Raw genomic sequence first — 23,746 nt, forward strand, 5'->3', positions numbered from 1 at the left:
CTTTGTATACGGGATTTTCCATTTTCATAAAGATTCACAAATTTTTTTCAATATTAAATAAGAATAGGACATCCCTTTGATGTCCTATTCCAATACTGTTGCTTTTAAAAAAAGTATCAACCACTCATTACTAATTTTATGTTTAGGTAGATAGATCATTGCTTTAAATAAATCTCCGTCAATTTGTATGTTAAATTTCCCCTTTTGTATTATCAATTAGGCTTTTCGCAATGGACAGTCCTAAGCCGCTACTTTGGCTAGTTCTGGACCATCGCCTCTTTTAAAACGCTCCATTAATTCGTCTGCTGAGATATTTAACTCATAAGCTGAGACGTTTTTGAAGGTAAGAAGGATATCTCTGCCTAAATCCTCGATAGAGATATATACCCTTGAGCCTTTAAAGGCATATTTAAATATATTGGATAATAAGTTCTCGATGGACCTCCACAATAAATTCCCATCTCCTGTAATATATAACTTCTCCTTTGGATAATTCTTCTTAAATTCTAAATCTAATGATTCAATTTTGTCATTCACTTCCCCTAGTACCTGGGTTATTAAAGACACGATATCAATTTTCTCAAAGTTAACTGGCATATTTCCGCTGGACGCCTTTGTAGCTTCAAATAAATCGTCTGTTAATATTTTTAGCCTTTTTGATTTTTGATCTAGAACTTCGATGATTCCAGAAAATGGCCCTTTAAATAAATAAAAACACATCTCTTATTCAAGAAATGCGCCCTTTAACGGAATAACACTTGTGCTACTATGGACTGGTTTTTTGAATAACCCTGATTTTAACGTAAATGCAAATGCTAATTTAAATATGTACAAATCCCACTGTTCAACTCTTGTACCTTTTAATTGTAAAAGACAATACCATTGTATGTATTTTCTAAGGAGGGAAAACTGCTCTACGCTAGCGTTAGAGTACGTCAAACGGAAGACCATGTTATGTTCTTTCTCGCAGAAGCTAGAAATGTTTAATAGTTTATAGGAGGGTTAATACTATTTAGGGTAAAGTGGAAAGATACAATTTTACAGGAAGAGGTATAAGTGTGCTTGAAAATGGTGTGATATCAGTAAGGCAATTTCAGATATTTGTTTTCATATTTACTATAGGCAGTTCTATCCTTTACATTCCTTCGTCTCTTGCTGCTGAAGCAAAACAAGATGCTTGGATTCCTGCTGGATTTGGAGTAGTGATTGGGTTGTTGGTTGTTAAACTCATTACTTCCCTTGCAAAGCTTTATCCTAATTTGAATTTTGCTCAATATACGGAAGTCATTTTAGGAAAATGGATAGGGAAATTAGTTAATTTAGCCTTTTTCTTTAATTTTTATATGATTTGTGCCTTTGTTCTTCGGGATGTGGGTGACTTCGTAATAACGCTCCTTATGCCAGAAACCCCTCTACAAGCTATCTTAATTATTTTTATTGTTGTTGTGATATTGGGGATTCGTTTAGGACTTGAGACGTTGGCTCGGGCAGCGGAAATATTTTATCCATGGTTAATCTTTATGATGTTAATACTGTTGATCGCTCTTACCCCTGAAGTTAAATTTACAAATATACAACCTCTTTTTGAGAGCGAAGTAAAAACCATAGTTCGAGCGAGTCTCCCTTTCATCGCCGTTCCTTTTTTTCAATTTTCTGTTTTTCTAATGATTATTCCTTATGTACAACAGAAGAAAGGAGTGGAAAAAAAATTCTTTTCGGGGGCATTAAAAGCAGGAATTCTATTAATTATATTTACAGTGGTATCCATATTAGTTCTTGGTGTAAATATAACAGCTAGGCAATTTTATCCGACTTTTACTCTTTCCGAAAAAATTAATATTGGGAATTTTCTGCAACGACTTGAAGCTGTAATAGCGAGCATTTGGTTTATTTCTATATTTTTTAAATTAGCCATTTGTTTTTATGCATCTATTTTGTCCCTAGCTCATACTTTGAAGTTAAAGGATTATAAGGTTTTGACATTCCCTTTAGGTATTATATTGGTTGTTCTTTCTATAGTTGTATACCCAAATATTGTATATACCAGTGATTTTATTAAATGGATGTTTTTTTATTTCGGAACGATGGGTTTGGTAATTCCGATTACACTATTAGGAGTTTCGAAATTAAGAAGAAGCATAACTAGGCAGTAAATTTTATTAACAATTTATTTCGCTAACAGGAATCGATAGTTGAATAACATAGAGAAAATGATCAACCTTTTTTTCAAAACAGGCTCGTTATCTTAATTAAATTAACGTTATTTGAACAATTATGATTAAACTTTATTTTAACTAGAAATGCTTTACAAACTTTTTCATCTCCATAAAATTTAACCCCAGCAATTGATACCGTTTCAAGTAGTTCCTTCCCATAATTATTAAAAAATTCATCGTGGATTAATAAACTTTCAATCGCATTACATATTGATGGACGCTGAGTATTAGCATTTAGTACGAATGGTCTTACAATATCGTATTTTGCGGTTGCATCAACAAAAACATGGCAGTTACCAGCCCTTGTTTCAATAACAGGCACACTTGCTTCACGTACCACTAAATCAATTAAATCTTTGCCTCCACGAGGAATTAAAAGGTCCAAATACTCTGTTAAGTTAAATAATGTTTTAGCAGTTTCGTGTGACGTATCCTCGATTAAAAGTACCGCATTTTGAGGGAATTGCACACGTTTCAATGCTTGATGTATAGACGTAACTAAAGCCAAATTGGAGTGTTTAGCTGAACTAGATCCACGTAGTAGAACTGTATTTCCTGTTTTTAAAGACAGCGTAGCTGCATCAATGGTTACGGACGGGCTTCATAAATCATACCGAGGACACCGAGTGGCACACGTCTCTTACTAATAATCAGTCCATTATCCTTATTTATGCGTTCCAATTCTTCTCCTATTGGATCGATCATCCCCCTTATCTTCAGCGAATTATCATTACTTTACAAGAGGTATAAAACTTAATAAACCTTTACATAAAATCCATCAGAACTTAAAAAATCACATTTATAATATAGTTATAATGAAAGGAGAAAGAACAAAATGTACAAGTATACAATCAACGTAACATTCAAGGGGAAAATTTATCAAACAAATGTAATAGCTAACAAAAACAATTCAAAAGAGGAAGTTTATCAAATTGCAAAAGAACAAGTGCTGAAACAATGGGCAAGTTAAACAACAACAAGAACATGCGTTATAATGTTTTTTCTTTACCTCTAACACTGGATGACTCTGGTTTCGTCCAATCCTTATAAAACCAATATCTTTCAACAAAATTCTTTTAAATATGATGTTCAATTAGATGAAATAGACAAGATGGATAAAAACTGGTACTTCTTTGTTGTTTCCCTCAACTCAAAATAATAATAAAAAGGGATCGCCACCCCCACTGTAAGAGCAGCCATTTGCTAATATGATACTTTGGACAAACGTGTTTATTTAACAATCGCACCCTTTCGTTACAAGTCATCTTGTATAGAACGTTCTCATTACGTTATTGAGTAGTTCCGTCCAGTTCTGTAGCAATAAAAAAGCCAGCATTATTTTTGCTGACATCTAATTCTATGTTTAATTGTAATACAATATACAAGTTGAAAGGATAGATGAAGATCATCTATCCTTATGCTACGTTAATTTTATTATTTTCTACTGATACAGTGATCGCAGTTACGTTTTCGCTATTAATAATTAAAGAAGTGATTTTATCTTCAATTTGCTCTTGGATAGCGCGTCGAAGTGGTCGAGCACCAAATACGCTGCTATAACCTAGTTCCGCAATCTTTTCTTTTGCTTCCTTATCGATTTCAATCGAAATCCCTTGTTCTTCTAATGTTTCTTTAAGCTCAACAATCATAATATCGATAATTTCCACGAGGTTCTCTTTTTGTAGGTGATCAAACTCAATAATCGAATCGATACGGTTTAAGAACTCAAGCTTAAAGTAATCACCTATTTTGTCGATAATATTTGATTTTACTCCTTCCTGTTCGTCGCTACCAAAACCAATTGACCCTAATTTTTTGCTGCCAACACCAGCATTTGAAGTCATGATAATAATCGTTTCAGTAAAGCTCACGACTCTTCCTTGGCTATCCGTTAATCTGCCATCTTCCATGATTTGAAGAAATACATTCATGACATCTGGGTGTGCTTTTTCTATTTCATCTAGTAGAATAATTGAATAGGGGTTTCTACGAACTTGTTCTGTTAACTGTCCTGCTTCCTCATGTCCGACATAGCCAGGAGGTGAACCAATAAGCTTAGAAACAGAATGCTTTTCCATATATTCACTCATATCTAATCGAATCATCGCATCTTTGCTGCCGAATAATTCCGCTGCAAGAGTTTTCGTTAACTCGGTTTTACCTGTACCCGTTGGACCTAAGAATAAGAATGAAGCTGTTGGACGTGTTTTAGGTTTTAATCCCACACTTGCCCTTAAGATTGCATTGGCTACTTTTTCAATAGCTTTATCCTGACCAATAATTTTACTTGCTAGTCTCTCTTTCAAATCTTTCATTTTTTGTTGCTCTGCTTTTTGTAGCTTTTGTACAGGGATTCCAGTACTTTTTTCAATAATCTCTTGGATCATTTCTACGGTAATATCTTTCGTTATATCGTCTGAGTATTCTGATAATATTTGTTTCATTTCTCTCTCTTCATCACGAAGAATCGCCGCTTTTTCGTAGTGTTCTAATTTCGTTGCTTGTTGTTTTTCTTTAGCTATTTCTTTTAAGCGCTTTTTTAAATAGTTAACATCTAGCTCTCCATGAGCAAGGTTTAGCTTTGCACCGGCCTCATCCATTAAATCGATGGCCTTATCTGGTAAGAAGCGATCTTGAATGTAGCGTTTTGATAGTGTGACACATGCTTTTAGGACCTCATCCGAATACGTCACATCGTGATACTTTTCATATGCTGGTCGAATTCCTTTTAGTATATCAAACGCCTCATTTACAGACGGCTCTTTAACGATCACCGATTGGAAGCGTCGCTCAAGTGCTGGGTCTTTTTCAATCATGCGATATTCTTTCAACGTTGTTGCTCCAACCACTTGGATATCACCGCGCGCTAACGCTGGTTTTAATATATTCCCTGCGTCCATTGAACCGTTAGACGTACCACCAGCACCAACCATCATGTGCAATTCATCAATGAACAAAATGACGTTTTCACGTTGTTGTAATTCAGTAACAAGTTGTTTCATTTTTTCTTCAAATTGTCCTCTGTATGCTGTACCTTCTACAAGTGAACTAATGTCTAGCAAATACACTTCTTTTGTTTTTAGTTTCGCAGGTACTTTGCCTTTGACGATTTGAAGGGCAAGGCCTTCAACAATCGCTGTTTTCCCTACACCTGCTTCACCAATTAAGACCGGATTATTTTTTGTACGACGGTTTAGTATCTGAAGGACACGTTCAATTTCTTTATCCCTACCGATCACGCTATCAATTCGCCCTTCTTTTACTTCATTCGTCAAGTTCCGTCCATGTTGATCAAGAAAGCCGTTTGTTTCACGATTCTTTGGCTGGTTTACATTGACATTTTGCTCAGACTGGCTGCCCTCTGTGTCCAATTGATTGAACAATTGGTTATCAAAATCAATGGAACCGCTTTCTAGTTTTTGTTTTGCAATATCATAGCATTCTGTACACAAACTAATTTCGCTTTGACTCTGATTAAATGATATAAAATTTAACTTATAATTCGCTTGCGTTGTTTGACAGTTTTCACAAATCATATTTCAATCCTCCTTTTGACTTTAACTATTTTTGACTTTTAATATATGAAAAAGAGCCACTTCTACTAGTAGGCCCGGTGAATTTTATTAAGTTTCTCCTATTATATTGTACTTCTTAAAACATTTCTACAGGTAATGGTTGGGTGTATATCCAACCTAGTAAACATTTTCTCCACCACATACTCTTGGAAACATAAGAATTGTGTATATAATTATCAGTCTATTATTGCCCAAGTCCTCTCTTTTACTAATATAATTAGTTAATAAATATATACCGATATAAATCGGAAATGAATAAATATGCTTCCAGTTTAACGGTTGATACAAGCCAATCCATATTAAAAAAGGTTCAGCAATAAATGAGGGAAACACCGGAAACACGATGACCTTAATAAATGGATTTATATTCGGTTTATTTTGAATCAAATACACTTTTTGCATTACATCATTTGCAATGAACTCGAATTTCACTTTATTTTTATAATCCCCTAGGATTAACTTTCTAACAATACGTCTTTTTAAAGCGAACTCTTGGGTTGTTGGCATTCAATAATCTTAGTTACGATAGATATTGATCATCCAAATCCTTTTCTGTTGGTTTATCTTGGCGTTTTAGCCATTTGTAATAGCCACTTATTGAAACACCTGCTACCTTATGTAACATAATGATGGTACAAAGATGGTAATTTATATATTGATAACAAAAATGATGTTTTACATTGAATTTAAGTGTATTAGGCAGGGAACAATTCTTCTCGTTTTTTTATGTCGATATTTGTGTCGCTAATGTATTAAACTAGCGAATTAGGACATAAAAAGTCATCGAACTCCATAATTATAGGAACATATTTACCTAAATAATTCTTTAGAATATTTTCTAAATCGTGGTTTCCTATGGTGAAATTGATAAGGTCATTTTTGGTATTATCGATTTCAATTGTCGTTTTGAGGTTCAACGAGACCCCTCCCGTGTTATTTCTATTTGCCAATTCTAATTTCCTAAAAAATTTCTTTACCAACATTTATGGTATAAAAAAAACGTTAAGTAAGATAATAAAATGAAGTTTATAATGGATGAGGTTTATATGGAAACTTTAGAACTAAATAATGATATTCTAAAAACATATTCAAAATATCTTGACTCACATAATTCCTTTGTAGATACATGGCAACAATTGATATTATTCTCGCCTAGATGGTGGTTAGGATTTATTTTGAGCATTTTACCTTGGATACTATGGTGGAAATTACATAACCGAAAATATACAGGGGATCTACTTCGAACTGGTTTTTTTATTGCTATAATTTCTTTAATACTTGATTCTATAGGTCTACAAATTGGTCTATGGATTTATCCTTATAACATGTTTCCTTTTATTACTGGATACTTTCCATGGGATCTTACCTTATTACCTTTTCCTATTATGTTCTTAATAGAATATAAGCCCCAGTGGTCACCTTTGTTAAAAGGAATTATTTATGCATTATTAGCAGCTTTTGTTGGTGAACCTATAGCCATGGGCTTAGATCTATATAAGCCGGTCCAATGGAGTAATTTCTACTCTTTCCCAATATATTTTTTGTTATTTGTACTATCAAACAAAGTTGCGAAAAGTAAAAAGTTTAACTCGTGTTTTAAATAATCGTTCTTTCAATGAAATATTCTTACGCCATATTTTATAGGAATTTAATTTTAAAAGTCAGGATACCGCCTGGCTTTTATTTTTTCATCATTAACGAATCTCTTAGCATAGCATAACCGTTCTTCAATATAAAGATCATTTTCATTTCCTCCCATAGCTAGCAAATCACCTATACTAATGCAAGTTGGTCTGCAATTTTGAAAAACTCATCTAAATAGCTCAATTATTTATCTCCTCTGTTATTTTGGTGAATTCTTTGTGTGGTTTGCGAACTAACTTCTTTTGTAATCCGTTCCTGTAACTTTTTTCTCTAATCCGTACGGAATCCTAATCAAATGTTTCTAAAATCTTTAATAATCGTTTAACTTGTGGTGCTCTCCAAGCTGACATAGCGTATTTGTGAGCCTTAGATGAATAATGATAGTGATTCTAATTCAATATTCGCTTTGCTTCTGCCTTAGTTAGAAACATTATGTTAGGGTGTACTATATGTTCTTCTCTAACAGGAATTAAATCTACATCCTCGTCATAGTGTTCTTTTGTTCTCTTATCCAATCAACATCTTGAATCTTCACACCCAATTTCTTTAAATTCCTCTTTTGCTTCCTTTGATAAATCTTCTAGTAATCTTTAAGTAGATCATTGATTTCCCCATAATATTCTCTGTTGGGTAAATGAACATGATATTCATCTTTACAACCTTCTGGACACGAAACCATTTTATAATCACCTACAGTCCAATAACGAGATGACTCTTGACTGTCATATTCCTGTGTATTGAATTCATTTTGCTGATCCTTCAGGAATTGGATATCGTCGTTCAAAATTCATTCCTCCTTTTCTTTTTGTCCGAATACTTGAATTGCATAATAAATTTGAATTAAAAGCAAAATAACAATTATCAACGAAAGGGTGATCTTATCTTATGTTGCAAAGTTTATTAACTAATTTTCTAGCTTCTGGTCTAGTAATGAAACATAATCTAGATTGGCATAGACGAATCCTAATTTTCTCAATACCACTTTTTATTCTTTTCATGTTCGCCCAGACAGAGTACATTATTCGTCGATTGAATAACTACAGATAATGTGCGAAGCATCTTTAGCAGCAAGAGCAAAGCGAGTATATTTAATTTCTGGATGCCCTAAGATGCATTCCATAAACCATTAACCTAATCCATTCCTTCTAAAATTATCATCTATTACAAAATCCAAAAGCCATGAAAATATAGCTTTATCAGTAATAACCCTTGAAAGCCAATTTGTTTATCCTTGTGATACATACCAAAAAAGAAAGAGAATTTTTAATACTTCTTTCAGTTATTTCTTTTGTTCTATCTGAAGCCTAGTATGTTTTTGACAACATATGTACCACAGTATCTAAACTTCTACTATTAAAATGGCGTCCTTTGACAAACTCCGTATTAAAGACTTTAAAGGTAGTCTCTGTGACCGCATTATCGTAAGGACAGTCCTTTCAAGCTTAGTGATCGTTTTATATTAAATGTCTCTAGAGTTTCATCAATTAACTTGTTTTTGAACTCATTTCCTCAGTCCGTATGGAAGAGATGCGTTCCAAATTGCCGTGAATAGAAGAAAATGCTCGATAGACTAGATATGTATCTTTATTGGGTTCAGTACTGAAACCTGCAATTTCTCTATTAAAGAGATCAATAAATAAACATATGTAATTCCATTTTTGATTTACTCTAACGTTTGTTAAATCATTTACGATGACTGCTCTTTCTTCATCTTGGTCAAACTCTCGATTTAACTTATTATGAATGACCGATTCGTTACATTTATCTTTCTGTGGTTTGAATTGAGGTACCGTATACGGGGATATTATCCTTCCAATACGGCGTCTAGATACGATCAAAGCCCGTTTCTTCAACTCTACTTTGATTTTTCGAGTACCATAATTTTGACGACTGGAACGGAAGATTTCAATAACTTTAGAAGTGCGAACATCTTCAGATGCTCTTCCTTTTGCTTCATAATAATAGGTGCTTCTTGGTAATTGCAGGACTTTGCACATTGTTGATAGAGAATTTGTGTTGATTGTTTTTGATCACATTTACTTTCATCCTAGTATCAGCGCCGCTTGCTTTAAAATGTCGTTCTCCATTTGTAGCTGTTTTAGTTGCTTCCGGAGCTCAGTAAATGGCACCCGTTATTGAAATATCAAACTTTACATTATATCTGTCAAAATACATACAATATAAACAAAATTAGGGAGATCAATGTTTATGGGGGATCACTCTGGACATCAACATGGTATAAATCGTGAAGGAAATAAAAAAGGATTAACAATTGCATTAATTATCACTTTAATTATTATGATAATAGAATTTATAAGGGGATTTATTACCTATAGCCTTGCTTTATTATCAGATGCTAAGTGATTCCAGTTCATTAGTGTTAAGCTTGATTGCATTTTGGTTTGCATCAAGACCTCCATCACCAAATAAAACATATGGATTTTATCGCTTTGAAATTTTAGCAGCATTTATTAACGGGATTACCCTATTTCTTATGGCAGGATGGATTGTTTACGAAGCATACGAAAGAATTGTTGAACCACCTACCGTTTCAAGTGGAACAATGATAGTTATAGCAGTTTTCGGATTAGTTGCTAATCTTCTAAGTGCTTATTTCCTTATGAAAAAAGGAAATGTTAAAGAGAATGTTAACTTAAAAAGTGCTTATTTACATATAATTGGTGATGCTCTAGGTTCTGTTGGTGCAATTATAGCAGGGACTTCAATGTTGTTTTTTGAATGGTATATAGCAGATCCAATCATTAGTGTAATTGTTGCTTTGTTAATTTTAAAAAGTGCATTTGGTGTATTAACAACCACTATTCATATCTTAATGGAGGGTACGCCGATTACAATTGACCAAAAGAAAGTAAAAAAAGTATTACTTTCTATTCAAGGTGTTAAAGATATTCATGATTTACACATCTGGACAATAACATCGGGATTAGATTCTTTAACTTGTCATTTACTAATTGAAAATAATGAAAATGAACAAAACATATTACAACAAGCAATAAAAATAATTGACAACAACTTACGAATTACTCATACAACTATTCAAATAGAAAAAACAGATCTTCAACACAAAGAATTAGAAGTTTAGAGCAGATTACCCTTTGGTCTTTTTCGATTCTAACCGTTATTAAAAGTGTTTATATAAAAAAGAAAGAGGTGATAAAATGCTTTCTTTAAAAGAGTTTATAATGAACTTCACTTATTTGGTATTTATTATCCGGTGTATAGCATCACTTATAGTGATAATTCCCGTTGGAATGCTTTTCTTCAAAAAAATCCCCTTCGGAATAGCAATAGCACTCTTATATTTATCGATTTTCACTTCAATATTTTTACTTCAGTTTACAATATGAAAAAGAACCACTTTTTTTTGCTTTTATGTCTATACCAAAGATTGAATGAAAATTACATACCTTCCTTCTTAAATTCTTAAAAAGGGTACACTCATTTAATGACGATTTTGATTTATTATGGTTTTTAGGACACAATACTTTTAAGCATAAGGAACGCATTATACTATTTAACAAGTTGTGATGGTGTATTACTCTTTCAAAGAAAGTTTAATCGAATCTATAAGTTACTTGTAAGCTATTAAACAAATGTTTCTGTATTTATAACCTTATACTCTTTTAAAGGAAGAGTAACCTCAATTGTTGTACCATTATTTTCTTCACTTACTATTGCAATAGATCCCTTGTGATTTTCGATAATCTTTTTACTTACCATGAAAACTAATCCTGTTCCTTTTTCTTTAGTTGTGTAGAATGGTTAGCCCAGCTTTGAAATTAAATCTTTTGGTATTCCACACCCTTGATCGATAAAGCAAATTAACAATTTCTCTTTATTAATACTCATAATTTGAATTAATAATTCTCCACCGTTTGGCATGGCTTCAATCGCATTTTTGATAAAATTAATAAACACCTGCTTTATTTGATTTTCTTCACAATTTACGAATCAAATTTAGTTATAATTTGAACATTTTTCATATTAGCTTGACCATCTAATAATGTTATAACTTCCTTAATCAACTTGGAAATATTCTTTGATTTAAAATTAATAGACTGAGGCTTAGCAAGCATAAGTAGTGACAACATTACATTAAGTGTGACGTCGAGTTGCATAATTTTAATTCTCAGCAATTAAAAACCCATCAGATAAATCTGATGGGTTCAGAGTGTAGACAAACCCCTTTTTCAAAAAGTTATCTGAAGAAAAAGGGGGTTTTATTTCTTTTTTAGTTACATATTTGGTTATTGCCCTAAGAAAAAACACCATATTTTGAAAACGGTTTTTATAATATTGATTTATGATTGAATTATTTATATGCCTTTTTTTGTTTTTTATCACAGCAAGTGCATTGTCCGTACAAAGTTGATACTTTCTCATTCTCAAAATGATCAATTGTGTTAGTGCAAATTTGGCAAATGATAGTTCCCATTAGAAAAACCCCTTTGTATGAATTTTATAAGATAGACAATATTAACCTCTTAAAATGTAAGCGGTTTTTATTTGTTGATATTATAATAGTATGTCACATTTAATTTGTCAATCGAAAATTGTATAACACATTCCACGGGATAATGTCGATTGTTAGGAAAACTATAAATTTAAGGTTCTGGTGCAAAATTTCAGCCAACTTGAAATTTATCTATAAATCTTAAGTTATGACTTTTGGAAATTACTTTTGGACAAGGTTGTCACTTTAGGATTTATTTTGCACCTTTTTTAAGTGCTTTTGCACATACAACTTTAAAACCCAGCTACCTTCACATGAGAAGATTAGCTGGGTGTCTTAATTATTTACATCCAATTATTATAGAACTTTTTGGATCCGACTAGTAAAAAAGCGACTGCTCATTGTTCAGCAATCGCGCCCTAATAGATAAATGAGCGCTTATCCTTGTTCCAGAATCGCGCTCGATCATGGAAGTGTAGCTTTAAAATAAGTTTGATCAAAAACACCTCGCAAACTCATATCTTTCAATAAATAAAAAGAATCCATTTTAAAAAAGATTGATCAAAACGAATTCTTCTTCAGCAGATTTAAGTTTGATTTTTATAAAAAAGTTTGATCATTTTCTACCTATGTTGTTCAACAATCATACTCTATTCTTGAATAAGCTACTACATAATGTTTGCGAATTGTTCACTAGACAGGTAGGTTTAACTAAACTTCGTTTCATGTGCATTTCCATTAATGTTTCCAAATTTAACCACTTTTCCAAACATTTGCATTACCTTTTAACCAACTGATCTATCATTTTATTTCCTTACCTAATTATTAAAATTTAAATGTATTAATTTCCTTAATTATGTTATAAACATTTATGACAATATTTTTTAAGGGGCGTGAAGTTTTGAATAGATACTTGGCCCTCTCTATTTTGGTTATAATATCTAGCTTATCCTGTTATTTTATTTACGATTACCCACAAGCTATTGCTGTTCAAGAAATCAATCTTGTTGATAACCAAAATTCAGACTACCCAATTGATGATAATGGAAAACTAAAGGATATTAATATTATCATGGCAACTGTTTTAGTCATGATTACCTTAATTATTACTAGTTTCTTTAATCTGATTTCTATATTTACTAGAAGACTTATGCTAATTACCACCATTTTTTATCAATCCAATTACGTGATCAACTCTTTTGAATAAATATCTAATAACCTTAAATTCAAAGGAGGAAATAAAAAATGATGTGGATTCGAATTATTATGATGGGTATGTTCTTGATAACTATTACTGCATGTTCTTCATCACCTTCTACAATAAACCACGATAATAAGAATGTGGCTCAGGTTGAAACGAAAAAAGAAGAACATGAGATACATTGGTCTTATTCTGGAGATACTGGATCAGAATATTGGGCAGCCTTAGACCCGTCTTTTAAAGCATGCGGAAGAATAATGGAACAATCTCCCATCAACTTAGAAGATGCAAAAGCAAATACAACTTCAGAGGCAGATATCCAAATCAATTATCAGCCGAGCTCCTTTACAGTTAAAAATAATGGACATACTGTGCAAGCAGATGCAAACACAGACGAAAACTCTATTGTTATTGATGGTAAGGAATATAAATTAGTTCAATTCCATTTCCATGTTCCATCTGAACATCAAATGGAAGGAAAAAATTTGGATATGGAGCTGCATTTAGTACATAAAAGTGAAGACGATCAATTAGCTGTACTAGGTGTATTGATGAAGGCAGGAAAAGAGAATAAAACTCTAGCAGAACTCTGGTCTAAGTTACCGAAAGAAGAATCGGAAGAAAATATTCAATTGGAAGAGGAAATTAATCTTTCTGCTTTATTACCTCAAGACAAAACAGCGTACCATTATAACGGATCCCTAACCACCCCACCTTGTTCTGAAGGGGTAAATTGGACAGTTTTTGCTGAACCGATTTCAGTATCTCAAGAACAAATTGACCTATTCGCATCCGTCTTTCCAGACAATCATCGACCAGTTCAACCTTGGAACGATCGCGATGTATATGAGGTTTTAACTCATGAAAATTGACCTTGGATTTTGTCTTCCAAAGCTTTAAGATCTTCTTATTTATATTTCAATAGAAAAAAGGTGAGCCGAAATTATTTTTTGGCTCATCTTTTTTTCCTTTTTGAAAATCCTTAGATTCCGTAGTCTTCATTTTATTCCACAATCTTTGCCCGATTGTTGAAGATGTAGAGTGTGCCATTTTTTCTAACTTTCAAAGTAAGATGGTTTGCGCTTAATGATTTGTTTAATTTTTTACTTGATCATAAAAATGTACATACATTTCTTTCATAGCTCTAAAGCCTGCCAGTTTTCTCCATTGGACCTCTTTGGTTTCTAGATGGATATTTACTTCGTTTTGTAAAATCGTCTGTATCGCAATTTGAGCTTCTAACCTTGCTAAAGCAGAACCTAAACAGAAATGAATACCTGACCCAAATGCAAGGTGAGGGTTTGGGTTTCTTGTGATATCAAAGACATCCGCGTTTGAGAATTGTTTAGAATCTCGATTAGCTGCTCCAATAAGGACGTACACATGATCACCTTTTTTAATCTGAACTTTGTTAAGTTCAACATCCTCTGATGCGATCCTAGCAATCATTTGAGAAGGGCTTTCATATCGTAAGCATTCCTCTATTGCTGATTCAATAAGAGAAGGATTTTCAATCAACTTATGGCATTCATTTGGGTTTGTTAAAAAACAATAAAGTGAATTGCTTACTAAATTGACGGTTGTTTCATGTCCAGCAATCACAAGTAACACAGAAGTCCCTAAAAGTTCTTCCTCCGTTAGTTTCTTTTCTTTTTCCTGAAGTAATAATTCGCTAATTAGATCATTTTGAGGAGATTGCCTCCTTTTTTTAATCAGATCTTTAAAATATGATAGCATCTCCAATGTTGTATTGTTTCCGTCAACAATGGATCGTCTTGAACGTGTAAGGTCGATTGATTGAATCAAATTCAATGCCCATTCACGAAAAATATGTTTATCATTATCCGGTACCCCTATTATTTTTGCAATTACAAGACTCGCAAAAGGAAATGCAAAATCGGAAATCACATCTATTTTCTTTTTATTCTTTAGGTTATTCCATAAATTTATTGCTATTTTTTCTATAAATGGACGATACTTTTCAATTCTAGTAGGAGTAAATGTGTGGCTGACAAGCTTACGTAACCTTCCATGATCAGGTGGACTTTTAAAAAGCATCATATGGCTTTGAATATTTTTTAAGGCTTCATACATTTTCGTTGTCTCGGGAATTAGGATTCGAGTTTGAAAACGGTTATCTTTAAGGATGGTTAATGCTTCTTGATATCCAGTTACGTACCATCCAGGATATTTAAAAAAACTCCCTTTATACACCGGATGCATTGAACGAATTTCCTCATAAAAAGAATAAGGGCATTTAGTTATATCAAATGTAAATCTATCCTTACTTTGATTAATCATGTTTTTCCTCCTAAACTTACTTTGAATAGAGTTAGAAAAACTTGACTTATCACCATATCCTAATGGCGAAAGCCTTAGTATTTTCTTATACTTTAATCCTTTAAAAGGTTTAAACTAAAAGAATAAATGCGCTTTTCCGCATCTGATATTGTCCTGCATCTGTTCCAGTAACAAAAAATCCTTTCATGAAATAATCTCCAATTCTCTTCCAATATATTTAAAGGATGTGAGTAAATGCTCGATTTGTGAATCAGTATGAGCAGCCGTAACAGTTAATCGGATACGACTTTTTCCATCGGTAACAGTTGGAGGACGGATCGCAGGTGCATAGATACCATTCTCCTGAAGTTTTTTTGAAAATTGAACCGACGTCTCTGCATCACCAATAATCACAGGGATAATTGGTGTATCCTGTCCATATACTATGAACCCCATTGCGTCTAGATTTCCTTTTATTACTTTTATCATTCTAAGTAAATGTTTCCTTTTTTCTTTATCTTTCTCTATCATATCTATTGCTGCATAGGCTGCTGCACAGCTTACTGGAGGGATAGCAGTTTGAAAAATAAAGGTCCTAGCATGATTTAACAAGAAATCAACCAACACTCTTGAACCAGTTACAAAGCCACCTTCTACTCCTATTGCTTTACTTAAAGTACCAATGATCACATCAGGGGAAACTCCAAAATGCTCACTCGTTCCTTTCCCTTCTTCTCCTAAAACACCAGTAGCATGTGCATCATCCACAATGACATAAGCATCATATCGGTTAGCTAGTTTCATTATTTGAACTAATGGTGCAATCGTTCCGTCCATACTAAAAACACCATCTGTGACTATAAATCTACGAGTATAAGCTTGTGTTTCTTTTAACTTTAACTCTAGACTATTCATATCAGTATGCTGATAAATGACAGTTTCAGCTTTCGATAGCCTGCAGCCATCAATGATACTAGCATGATTAAGTTGGTCGCTTAACAGCACATCCCCTTTTTCCGGTAACGATGATAGAACACCGATGTTAGCTAAATACCCACTTGAAAACAAAAGAGCAGCCTCTGACTTTTTAAAACTGGCAATCCTTTGCTCTAGCTTTTCGTGCCATTCCGTGTTTCCAGTTGTTAACCTAGATCCACTACTTCCAAGCCCAAATTCCTGTAACGTATTTACTGCTTTTTCTACTAGAATTGGATCATTAGCTAACCCTAAATAGTTATTCGATGAAAATACAATCTGCTCTGCACCATTAACGACCATTTTGGGCTGTGCTGCACTGCTCATTGTCCTTACTCCCCGATACAAGCCAGCTTGTTTCGTCTTTTCAATCCTTTGGGTTAACCAGTGATTAAAACTCACTATGAATAACCTCATGAATTGCTTGTTTCATTATGTTCACCATGGCCATAAGAACTTCCATCGTACTAACAAGTGGAGGCATAAAGACAATGACATCTCCCATTGGTCTTGTCAGCATTCCAAGCTCTCTCATTTTTAACGAAACGTGATAGCCCATCCTTCTTTGTATCGGAAAGCTTATGATCGCATCATCTAATTGCTTTTTCCTGTGCCCATGGACATTAAGCCATACAGACGAAAATCCATCGAAATTCTCCTTGCCATCAATGTCCTTCACTTTTATACCTACGCCACTATCAATGATTAAAGGATCTTTATCATAATCCTTCATTTGTGTAAAGGGTAACCATAAGTACTTTTTGCTTTTTTCAATCAACTCTTGTTTCATGATCTTCCTCCAATTGAACTAGAATTGGTTGTTCTTCTAAATAAGACATGTATGTATTGATATCAGATAACGTGTCAACAAAAAAGATACGGCATCCTCTCTCATCACCAAAGTGTTTAAGCTGCGTTATACGTTGATAACCTATGTTTTTACTAGCCACATAGCCTGTAATGTAATCTGGGTCATCTGACCAACATAATTCTGCAATGGTTAATTCGTGATTACACACTTTAGTAGCAAGTACAAGCGCTTCCTTTAACCTCGGGTTAGTAGGAACTGCTTTTGATTTAGCCCATTTTTCAAAATTTCCCGTTTGCCAATCCATTCTAGAGACACGAACACCTTTATCTGTTCTCCCATCTATCCGCTCCCCCGTTTGAATATCAATTAGGATAGCTCCTCTAACTCCATATTCAGGGATTTGCTTATAGGCTTTTTCAATAATGTTTTTAGGGACACCCGTTTTCTTAAGCAGATATCTAGCTAGCTCTTGTCCTTCTTTAACTGTAGTCACTTCATTTGTTTGGACTGGCAAAGGATTCACTAGTTTAATAGGTTGATTTACAATTTCAAATTGAATTTGAAAAAAATCTGGTTTTCCTCTTGAGTGATTTAACGCTTTTTCTAGTAATGTATTCACTGACATCCTTAAATCACTATAGGAAGAGAGTAGTTCACCACCAGAAATATGCTTTCCTCCATTTTCATGTGATTCCTTTTCTGAAGCTCGCATTCTTACACTATATAATCTACTCTGATCCATGCATGTCTCTCCTAAACTTAGTTATAACTGGAAAAATTTTAATTCTTGATTGAATTCTATAATGTGTGTGTATTTGATTTATTGTAAACCGAATACACAATTTAGTTTACAATAAATCATTAAAATTGTTAACTGTTATTGAAAATTAGTTAACATAAGATTGAGGTTTAAGGAGAGATCCATATCATTTTTATCCCTTCACACGACCAATTGATAACCCTTGTCCAACTTGCAGTATAATAGATTCGAAATTAGGATCATTCGGCATACGTTCATTAAATGCACGCATGTTTTCAGTCCGTACATCAACATGAGAGTTTCATATAAACGTCCACCTCGTAACACATTATCCGCAACAATCAGTGCACCTGGATTGGCTAAACGTGTTTAGTTAAAATTCATTAAAAACAATTTTACTCATTTCTATTTCCCCGTTCTCTCTATTTGATTTGATTATAATGAGTGTTCTATGATAATGCATAAAAAAATCCCGAATATTGGACTTTTTATAAGTGTCCATTATTCGGGATAAAGTTCAAAGCAGGGTTAACCATGCTTTTTTTAAAAGAAAAGTTCATTTATCTATATAATGAAGTATTAAAAAAGCAACAGTTATCCGCGTCTTCCGCCTCTACCGCCCCGTTTTGATTCTGTACTACGTTTAAGGGTGGATAAATTCTCTTCACTACTCTTTAAAAAACGAACCATTTTATCTTCAAAATTTTCCTTTGGTTTGAAATTGCTTTTTGAACGGAAGTCTTTGGATCTGCTATCAGATCTTCCCTGGCGTGGTGGGCGTTGGGAATAAGAAGAGGTTTGTCCTTCTGGTCTATCTATAGCTTTTTTGATGGACAAGGCCGTTTTTCCGTCTTTCTCACTAATTATTTTTACTTCAACTTGGTCGCCTACTTTTAGATGGTCATTAACATCTTTTACATAGCTATCCGCTACTTCACTGATATGCACAAGACCTGTTGAACCTCCGGGTAATTCTACGAATGCTCCAAAATTAGTGATGCCTGTTACTTTACCTTGTACCTTGCTTCCAACTTCAATTGACATAAATATAATGTTCCCCCTTAATAATGTAAAAACACTTCATTATACCAGATTGAAGATAATAATATCAAATAGAGCTATTTTCTTCTTATTTGCTAATTCGTCCTTCTAACCAAAGCAATAGTACATTTTTTTGCACCTTCATTTATTAAACGATGCGTTGTAGCTTCACCAATACCACTTGAAACACCTGTAATGAAAGTACTATTAATAGCATATAAGTGTCCAATTACAAAAGTCTCTAATAACATTTAATATTTACATTTATAGTTTCTGATGAGGTTATGGAGTGATATAAAAAAGAGAGGTTTTTCATTTTTTTCTTTGAGTAGAATTAAATAATACTAAGGCTGTTTTCGCAAACTTTGTTGCTATTAACCTAGTAATGCGGTGTGGTTGATTTCCACTCCAGTTGCTCGCTTTCCGCGGGGCGGGCGGTGAGCCTCCTCGGCGTAAACGCCTGCATGAGTCTCACCTATCCCGCTGCACCCGCAGGAGTCTCGCACCCCCGCTCCAATCAACCTGAATTAGTTTTTGTTTTAAAAGCCTTTTAGAAAATAGCCAATAATAAAAATAAGAAGGTTTAGAACGTTTATTGAAGGGTATAAGTTGGTTAAATCATAATATATATGGAGGTTCTACTATGGTTGTGAAAAGAATTAAAGAAATTCTGAAAAATCCTAAAGTAAAGGAAGCAGTAACTGAAAAAGTAATACCGGCTATTAAAAAGGAAATAAAAAAGAAAAATAATAGATGAAGTGGAAAACGATTGTATTTTAATTTCAAATCAATCATTCTTGACATAATTTTTATCATAATCGTATTCCTATCGATCAACATCCCATTATATGTACTGAGAACAATCTTTCTTTCTATGTTCATACTATCAACTAGATTGTTTGCAAGGATCATGATTGTAACTTCCTTACATTTGAGTAAATAACCCTATTACTTTATTGATACAAATCGCCAATTTTTGTCCTAGTGAACCAATTATTCTCTTCAAGCTTCAAAGGTAAGGGTTATTTTGTGAACTAAAGGATTTATTTGTCTAGTAATTACGATCATGAACATTGAGTTTCTTTTTTTTGCTTTTCTTTTCATTGCTTTTCTATCATTAAATCTTTGGTTATAATATTAGTAGAAAAGCATAAATTAAAAAAGACTGTTCGGTGCTGGTACACCAAACAGTCAAACATTAGCAGGTTCCCTTCAAAGGGGATCAGCGTGTTAAGGTAAATAACTCACCCTATTGCACTTCAACGCTCAAGGGTGGGTTATTTTTTGTCTCTAAAAGATATGATCGACAATTCCAAACTTGTAAATGCTATCATAAGCATTAACGTCTGAAATACTGTCATCATATGCATAACCCTTTTTCTGTCTGGGGTAATGCTGACCACCCTTGCGTAACCTGACTATTGCAATTCTATTATATCAAAAACAAAACAAACGTTCTTGTCTTGAGGATTAATAATTTAAAGTCATTACTTCTCTTATCAGTTTTTTCACCAGTTTGAGAAATTTGAAGGATTTCTAGAAGCTCATTCTTGATCTTTGGAAGAAATGGGAAAAGAAGCAATAAATAACTTTTCTATATGAGTTTTTGATAAATAATCTCAAATTGATATTTGTTTCATCTCGATTTGAGATATATAATAAAGACAAGAAAATAAAGCAATCGCTTACAAGACTGTAACTTCAACGTTACTTCTTATACATAAGGAGGACTTACCTATGAGCCAATTAGCAAGAGAATCTAAAGTGAAAAGTTTATTAGAAAAACAAAAATTCAATCAAAAAGAAATTTCACAAATGACAGATTCACAGATTGAATATTATCACTGGCTCTATTTTGAAGATTCTGTTTACGATTATATGTAAGTTGAAAATAAAATAATATTAATTGATAATAATAAAAGCCTTTGTACCGAGTACAAAGGCTTTATTGTACGTTTTAAGATTATTATTGAAGTAAAACCTTTTAGTTGCCCAACTATAATTTATGTATTTTTGATAACAAATCTTCAAATAAGTCTTTCTGAGAAGGGAAAAGCCTATCAGGTAATGAATCCAACGAAAAGAATTTAACATCCAACGATTCATTATTTAGAGTAATATCACCTTTAAAATCTTTACACTTAAAGAGTATTATCACATCATAAAATTTGTGCCCATTTTCTAGAATCTGTTTCCTACCATTGCCTGAATAGACATTAAATAATTCCATTTCACCCAGAATAATTCCCGTTTCTTCGTAAAGTTCCCTTCTTGCAGTTTCCTCAGCTGACTCTCCTAATTCCATAAACCCACCAGGTACTCCCCAATATTCATTATCTGACCGTTTATGAAGTAATAACCGATTGTGTTCATCTAAAACTAATGCACCTGCTGCAACTAAAATGACATAATTATTTCCGACCATATTTCTTATATATTTAATGTAATCCACTTAATTTCTCCTTCCCTGATTTATTTACTTGTGCTAAATGATGAATCTAATTCCCAAAAGTAATCTCCTATCGTATCTATTAGAGCTTTTGCCCTTTTTTCAAGATTTTTTGGAAGATTATCTCTACTGAAATATTCAAGACTTATACTTTCTCCATCATTCATTTCAAATTGCCCACTAACATCTATAGCACGGTAAAGGTTAATTACACTATATGTTTCATCCCCATTTGGATAACGAAAATAATATTGAGGACCTGAAAATACATTTATTAATTCAAAGTTTTTAGCTTCAAGACCTGTTTCTTCTTTTAATTCACGAGAAGCAGTTTCTTCTAAGGTTTCCCTTAGTTCCATTGAACCGCCAGGAAGTCCCCAATCATAAGTATCTGAACGATGCTGGAAGAGAACTTCCTTTTTCTCATTTACTACAAGTATAGTTGCACCAACACTAATAATAGGGTGATTACCGATTAATTTCCTTAACTCGTATATATAGTTCATAAATTGACCTCCTCGTATTATGTGTGTAAGCCCCTCAACTACCTTACCCGTTAGGAATATTTAACATCCTAATGAAATTTTTCGATGATCTTTATTTCGTTCTTTAACAACTGACCTAAGCAAAAAGACACAAACTTAATACTTGAGCCTAATCGTTGAAGATAGTTTTGAAAGGTAAGAAATTACTAGGTTAATGAAAATCTACCAGCTGCTCAATAATATCCAGCACCACTTACACTCTAACTATTTGGGTATCATGTGCAAATTCTACATTTAGACCAGAATCTTTTAACTTCGTTTCTAGTTCTTTAAACTCGCTAAAACTCAATCCGTTAGGTTCTTCAATATGTGTTAATAATACCTTTTTAGCTTTAAGAATCTTAACTACATCTATAGTCTCTGTAAAAGTTGCTTCCTCATTAAAGACTGGGTGATCCTTTGACATTAACCTTTCACCAGTTAATGGATGAAACTCAAATATACCCACTGGCAATATTGCGAGGTCAACATATAATACCATCCTGTCTGGTTTCCAATTATTTAATTCATCCATAGCAATGAGCACTTTTTTATTTTCACTTTCTAGCATAAAAGCATAAACATAATCCTCTGCCAATCGAAATGGAGAAATCTTTGTGCCATTTAATGAAAAACTTTCACCATCTTTCAATTTATTTAAATTTGCAAATCCTTGTGTTTCAAAAAAATCCAAATGGTCGCCACTACCAAGAAATGTTTTGAAATCCTTTTCTACCTGTTCAGGAAGATAAATGTCGATTTTTTTGTTTTGAGGGGGATGGTTAGTCCAGTCTGCACTTAAGGTTTCGATTATTCTTCTACCCATTACGTGGTCTGGGTGCCAATGTGAATATATTATTCCTTTAACCTCATCAATCGAAGAACGATTGATTTGATGGTAAATATCTTCTGGTGTATCAATTAATAAATTAGGACCATGAACAAATATGCTTGGACCCATTCTGCTATAAGGAACCCCTTTATCCCTTGCTTCTAAACAAACCTTACAATTGCAAAGTGGTCGTGGTATTGTAATTGCACCACCAGATCCAAGAAATTCAATTTCCATTCTTATCAATACCCCTTCAGTTAAGTATACTTCCATTTGATTAAAGTACATATTTCTTCACTTAAGGTCTAATTTCCTTTATTCCAAAAAGAAAAAGCGCCCTTCTTTATTGAAGAATTGCGCCCGATTATGAGAGACTACTTATAATTAGGTACCTAAACCCCGGTGAGATATAAATTTCACGTAGTCTGCCTCTTAGATAACTTCAGCTTTCTTTTTTCGAATAAAACTCCAAAAGCTACAAACACACAACACGATCCCAAAAACAGTAATAAAGACAACAGGAGAAATTACTTTAATAAAAGAAAACCCAATCATAATAACACCGACAATTAAATAGTGATTAACATTATGTAATCGATAGGTCTTCTGCTCTATATGCCATGCACGAAAGTAACCCTGTAAAAATCCTAAGATGATTTGCAATAGAAGTGCAGCATAGGGAAGAAATTCAAGCGGATTTTTTATACAGCCTACGAGTATATAGACAAATCCCATCCCTGCGTAAATAAAAGGGATATAAGAATTGTTCTTATTCTTTTTCGACTGAAAGACACGATATCCCCAAGCAGCCGCAAAAGAAAATGCGGCAAATAACCATGCAAATAAGGTGAAGGTCAAAGATACTTCTTTTAACCAAACGATATAATATGGAAATATAGCGACCTGTCCAACTGTTACAACAAGAGGGATATACCGTTCACTTTTATTCTTCATGTTGTGCTCC

The 23,746-nt window shown here is 33.3% G+C and carries 21 protein-coding genes and 5 pseudogenes; 7 read left to right on the forward strand and 19 right to left on the reverse strand.

Annotated features, from left to right (window positions below):
- Positions 1–240: 240 nt before the first annotated feature.
- The gene (locus I7822_RS05835; RefSeq protein ID WP_243459286.1) at positions 241–720 is read right to left on the reverse strand and encodes a sensor histidine kinase; all 480 of its coding nucleotides are present in this window, start codon (positions 718–720) and stop codon (positions 241–243) included.
- A 338-nt stretch (positions 721–1,058) separates the two neighbouring features.
- Between I7822_RS05835 and I7822_RS05840 the strand changes: the two genes are divergently transcribed.
- Positions 1,059–2,153 carry a GerAB/ArcD/ProY family transporter gene (locus tag I7822_RS05840; protein ID WP_207975983.1) on the forward strand — a complete coding sequence of 365 codons (1,095 nt, stop codon included), beginning with the start codon at positions 1,059–1,061 and terminating at the stop codon, positions 2,151–2,153.
- Positions 2,154–2,298: 145 nt separating this feature from the next.
- Here the strand turns inward: I7822_RS05840 and I7822_RS05845 are convergent.
- A pseudogene (locus I7822_RS05845) lies at positions 2,299–2,915 on the reverse strand (aldehyde dehydrogenase family protein); the annotation flags it as partial.
- Between the two features lie 136 nt (positions 2,916–3,051).
- Between I7822_RS05845 and I7822_RS05850 the strand changes: the two are divergent.
- Positions 3,052–3,186: a BA3454 family stress response protein gene (locus I7822_RS05850; RefSeq protein ID WP_207975985.1), complete on the forward strand. Its 135-nt coding sequence runs from the start codon at positions 3,052–3,054 to the stop codon at positions 3,184–3,186.
- A gap of 445 nt (positions 3,187–3,631) precedes the next feature.
- Here the strand turns inward: I7822_RS05850 and I7822_RS05855 are convergent, their stop codons facing one another.
- The 3 genes from I7822_RS05855 to I7822_RS05865 form a co-directional block, all read right to left on the reverse strand.
- Complete coding sequence (locus I7822_RS05855) at positions 3,632–5,752, reverse strand: ATP-dependent Clp protease ATP-binding subunit (RefSeq protein WP_207975987.1); 2,121 nt, start codon at positions 5,750–5,752, stop codon at positions 3,632–3,634.
- A gap of 156 nt (positions 5,753–5,908) precedes the next feature.
- Positions 5,909–6,298: a hypothetical protein gene (locus I7822_RS05860; protein ID WP_207975989.1), complete on the reverse strand. Its 390-nt coding sequence runs from the start codon at positions 6,296–6,298 to the stop codon at positions 5,909–5,911.
- Between the two features lie 245 nt (positions 6,299–6,543).
- Positions 6,544–6,708 (reverse strand): hypothetical protein, encoded by a 165-nt coding sequence (locus I7822_RS05865; protein WP_207975991.1) that lies wholly within the window; start codon positions 6,706–6,708, stop codon positions 6,544–6,546.
- Positions 6,709–6,837: 129 nt separating this feature from the next.
- Here I7822_RS05865 and I7822_RS05870 point away from each other — a divergent pair, with 129 nt between their 5' ends.
- Complete coding sequence (locus I7822_RS05870) at positions 6,838–7,395, forward strand: CBO0543 family protein (RefSeq protein ID WP_207975993.1); 558 nt, start codon at positions 6,838–6,840, stop codon at positions 7,393–7,395.
- A gap of 620 nt (positions 7,396–8,015) precedes the next feature.
- Here I7822_RS05870 and I7822_RS05875 read toward each other — a convergent pair.
- Both I7822_RS05875 and I7822_RS29765 read right to left on the reverse strand, forming a co-directional pair.
- A complete protein-coding gene (locus tag I7822_RS05875) occupies positions 8,016–8,219 on the reverse strand; it encodes a hypothetical protein (protein ID WP_207975995.1) in 204 nt (67 codons plus the stop codon).
- A gap of 562 nt (positions 8,220–8,781) precedes the next feature.
- Positions 8,782–9,549, reverse strand: a pseudogene (locus I7822_RS29765) (IS3 family transposase); the annotation flags it as partial.
- Positions 9,550–9,637: 88 nt separating this feature from the next.
- On the opposite strand from I7822_RS29765, the pseudogene I7822_RS05885 reads away from it, so the two are divergent.
- Positions 9,638–10,538: pseudogene (locus I7822_RS05885) on the forward strand (cation diffusion facilitator family transporter).
- Between the two features lie 503 nt (positions 10,539–11,041).
- Here the strand turns inward: I7822_RS05885 and I7822_RS05890 are convergent.
- Both I7822_RS05890 and I7822_RS05895 read right to left on the reverse strand, forming a co-directional pair.
- A pseudogene (locus tag I7822_RS05890) lies at positions 11,042–11,383 on the reverse strand (ATP-binding protein).
- Between the two features lie 385 nt (positions 11,384–11,768).
- A complete protein-coding gene (locus I7822_RS05895; RefSeq protein WP_207975998.1) occupies positions 11,769–11,891 on the reverse strand; it encodes a GapA-binding peptide SR1P in 123 nt (40 codons plus the stop codon).
- 919 nt (positions 11,892–12,810) lie between these two features.
- On the opposite strand from I7822_RS05895, the gene I7822_RS05900 reads away from it, so the two are divergent.
- Both I7822_RS05900 and I7822_RS05905 read left to right on the forward strand, forming a co-directional pair.
- On the forward strand, positions 12,811–13,116 hold the full coding sequence (locus I7822_RS05900; RefSeq protein WP_207976000.1) for a hypothetical protein: 306 nt from the start codon (positions 12,811–12,813) through the stop codon (positions 13,114–13,116).
- Positions 13,117–13,154: 38 nt separating this feature from the next.
- Complete coding sequence (locus I7822_RS05905) at positions 13,155–13,982, forward strand: carbonic anhydrase (RefSeq protein ID WP_207976002.1); 828 nt, start codon at positions 13,155–13,157, stop codon at positions 13,980–13,982.
- 223 nt (positions 13,983–14,205) lie between these two features.
- Here the strand turns inward: I7822_RS05905 and I7822_RS05910 are convergent, their stop codons facing one another.
- The 6 genes and pseudogenes from I7822_RS05910 to I7822_RS30605 all read right to left on the reverse strand — a co-directional run bounded on the left by I7822_RS05910 (position 14,206) and on the right by I7822_RS30605 (position 20,347).
- Positions 14,206–15,411: a cytochrome P450 gene (locus I7822_RS05910; protein WP_207976004.1), complete on the reverse strand. Its 1,206-nt coding sequence runs from the start codon at positions 15,409–15,411 to the stop codon at positions 14,206–14,208.
- A 183-nt stretch (positions 15,412–15,594) separates the two neighbouring features.
- The gene (bioF, locus tag I7822_RS05915) at positions 15,595–16,767 is read right to left on the reverse strand and encodes an 8-amino-7-oxononanoate synthase (protein ID WP_207976006.1); all 1,173 of its coding nucleotides are present in this window, start codon (positions 16,765–16,767) and stop codon (positions 15,595–15,597) included.
- A 181-nt stretch (positions 16,768–16,948) separates the two neighbouring features.
- Positions 16,949–17,155, reverse strand: a pseudogene (locus I7822_RS05920) (adenosylmethionine--8-amino-7-oxononanoate transaminase); the annotation flags it as partial.
- Positions 17,136–17,918, reverse strand: coding sequence for a 6-carboxyhexanoate--CoA ligase (gene bioW, locus I7822_RS05925; protein ID WP_207976008.1), 783 nt, complete (start codon positions 17,916–17,918; stop codon positions 17,136–17,138). The gene bioW and the pseudogene I7822_RS05920, both read right to left, overlap by 20 nt.
- 612 nt (positions 17,919–18,530) lie before the next feature.
- A complete protein-coding gene (locus I7822_RS05930; protein WP_207976010.1) occupies positions 18,531–18,980 on the reverse strand; it encodes a S1 domain-containing RNA-binding protein in 450 nt (149 codons plus the stop codon).
- 1,274 nt (positions 18,981–20,254) lie between these two features.
- Positions 20,255–20,347, reverse strand: coding sequence for a putative holin-like toxin (locus I7822_RS30605; protein ID WP_372442115.1), 93 nt, complete (start codon positions 20,345–20,347; stop codon positions 20,255–20,257).
- Between the two features lie 367 nt (positions 20,348–20,714).
- On the opposite strand from I7822_RS30605, the gene I7822_RS05935 reads away from it, so the two are divergent.
- Positions 20,715–20,861 carry a BH0509 family protein gene (locus I7822_RS05935; protein ID WP_207976013.1) on the forward strand — a complete coding sequence of 49 codons (147 nt, stop codon included), beginning with the start codon at positions 20,715–20,717 and terminating at the stop codon, positions 20,859–20,861.
- Between the two features lie 112 nt (positions 20,862–20,973).
- On the opposite strand, the gene I7822_RS05940 is transcribed toward I7822_RS05935, so the two are convergent.
- From I7822_RS05940 to I7822_RS05955, 4 genes are all read right to left on the reverse strand, one after another.
- A complete protein-coding gene (locus I7822_RS05940) occupies positions 20,974–21,429 on the reverse strand; it encodes an NUDIX hydrolase (RefSeq protein ID WP_207976015.1) in 456 nt (151 codons plus the stop codon).
- A 20-nt stretch (positions 21,430–21,449) separates the two neighbouring features.
- The gene (locus I7822_RS05945; protein ID WP_207976017.1) at positions 21,450–21,932 is read right to left on the reverse strand and encodes an NUDIX hydrolase; all 483 of its coding nucleotides are present in this window, start codon (positions 21,930–21,932) and stop codon (positions 21,450–21,452) included.
- A gap of 232 nt (positions 21,933–22,164) precedes the next feature.
- Positions 22,165–23,019: an MBL fold metallo-hydrolase gene (locus tag I7822_RS05950; RefSeq protein WP_207976019.1), complete on the reverse strand. Its 855-nt coding sequence runs from the start codon at positions 23,017–23,019 to the stop codon at positions 22,165–22,167.
- A gap of 195 nt (positions 23,020–23,214) precedes the next feature.
- Positions 23,215–23,736: a hypothetical protein gene (locus I7822_RS05955; protein ID WP_207976021.1), complete on the reverse strand. Its 522-nt coding sequence runs from the start codon at positions 23,734–23,736 to the stop codon at positions 23,215–23,217.
- Positions 23,737–23,746: the final 10 nt, after the last annotated feature.

The organism is Metabacillus bambusae, from assembly GCF_017497975.1.
Classification (GTDB): Bacteria; Bacillota; Bacilli; order Bacillales; family Bacillaceae; genus Metabacillus; species Metabacillus bambusae.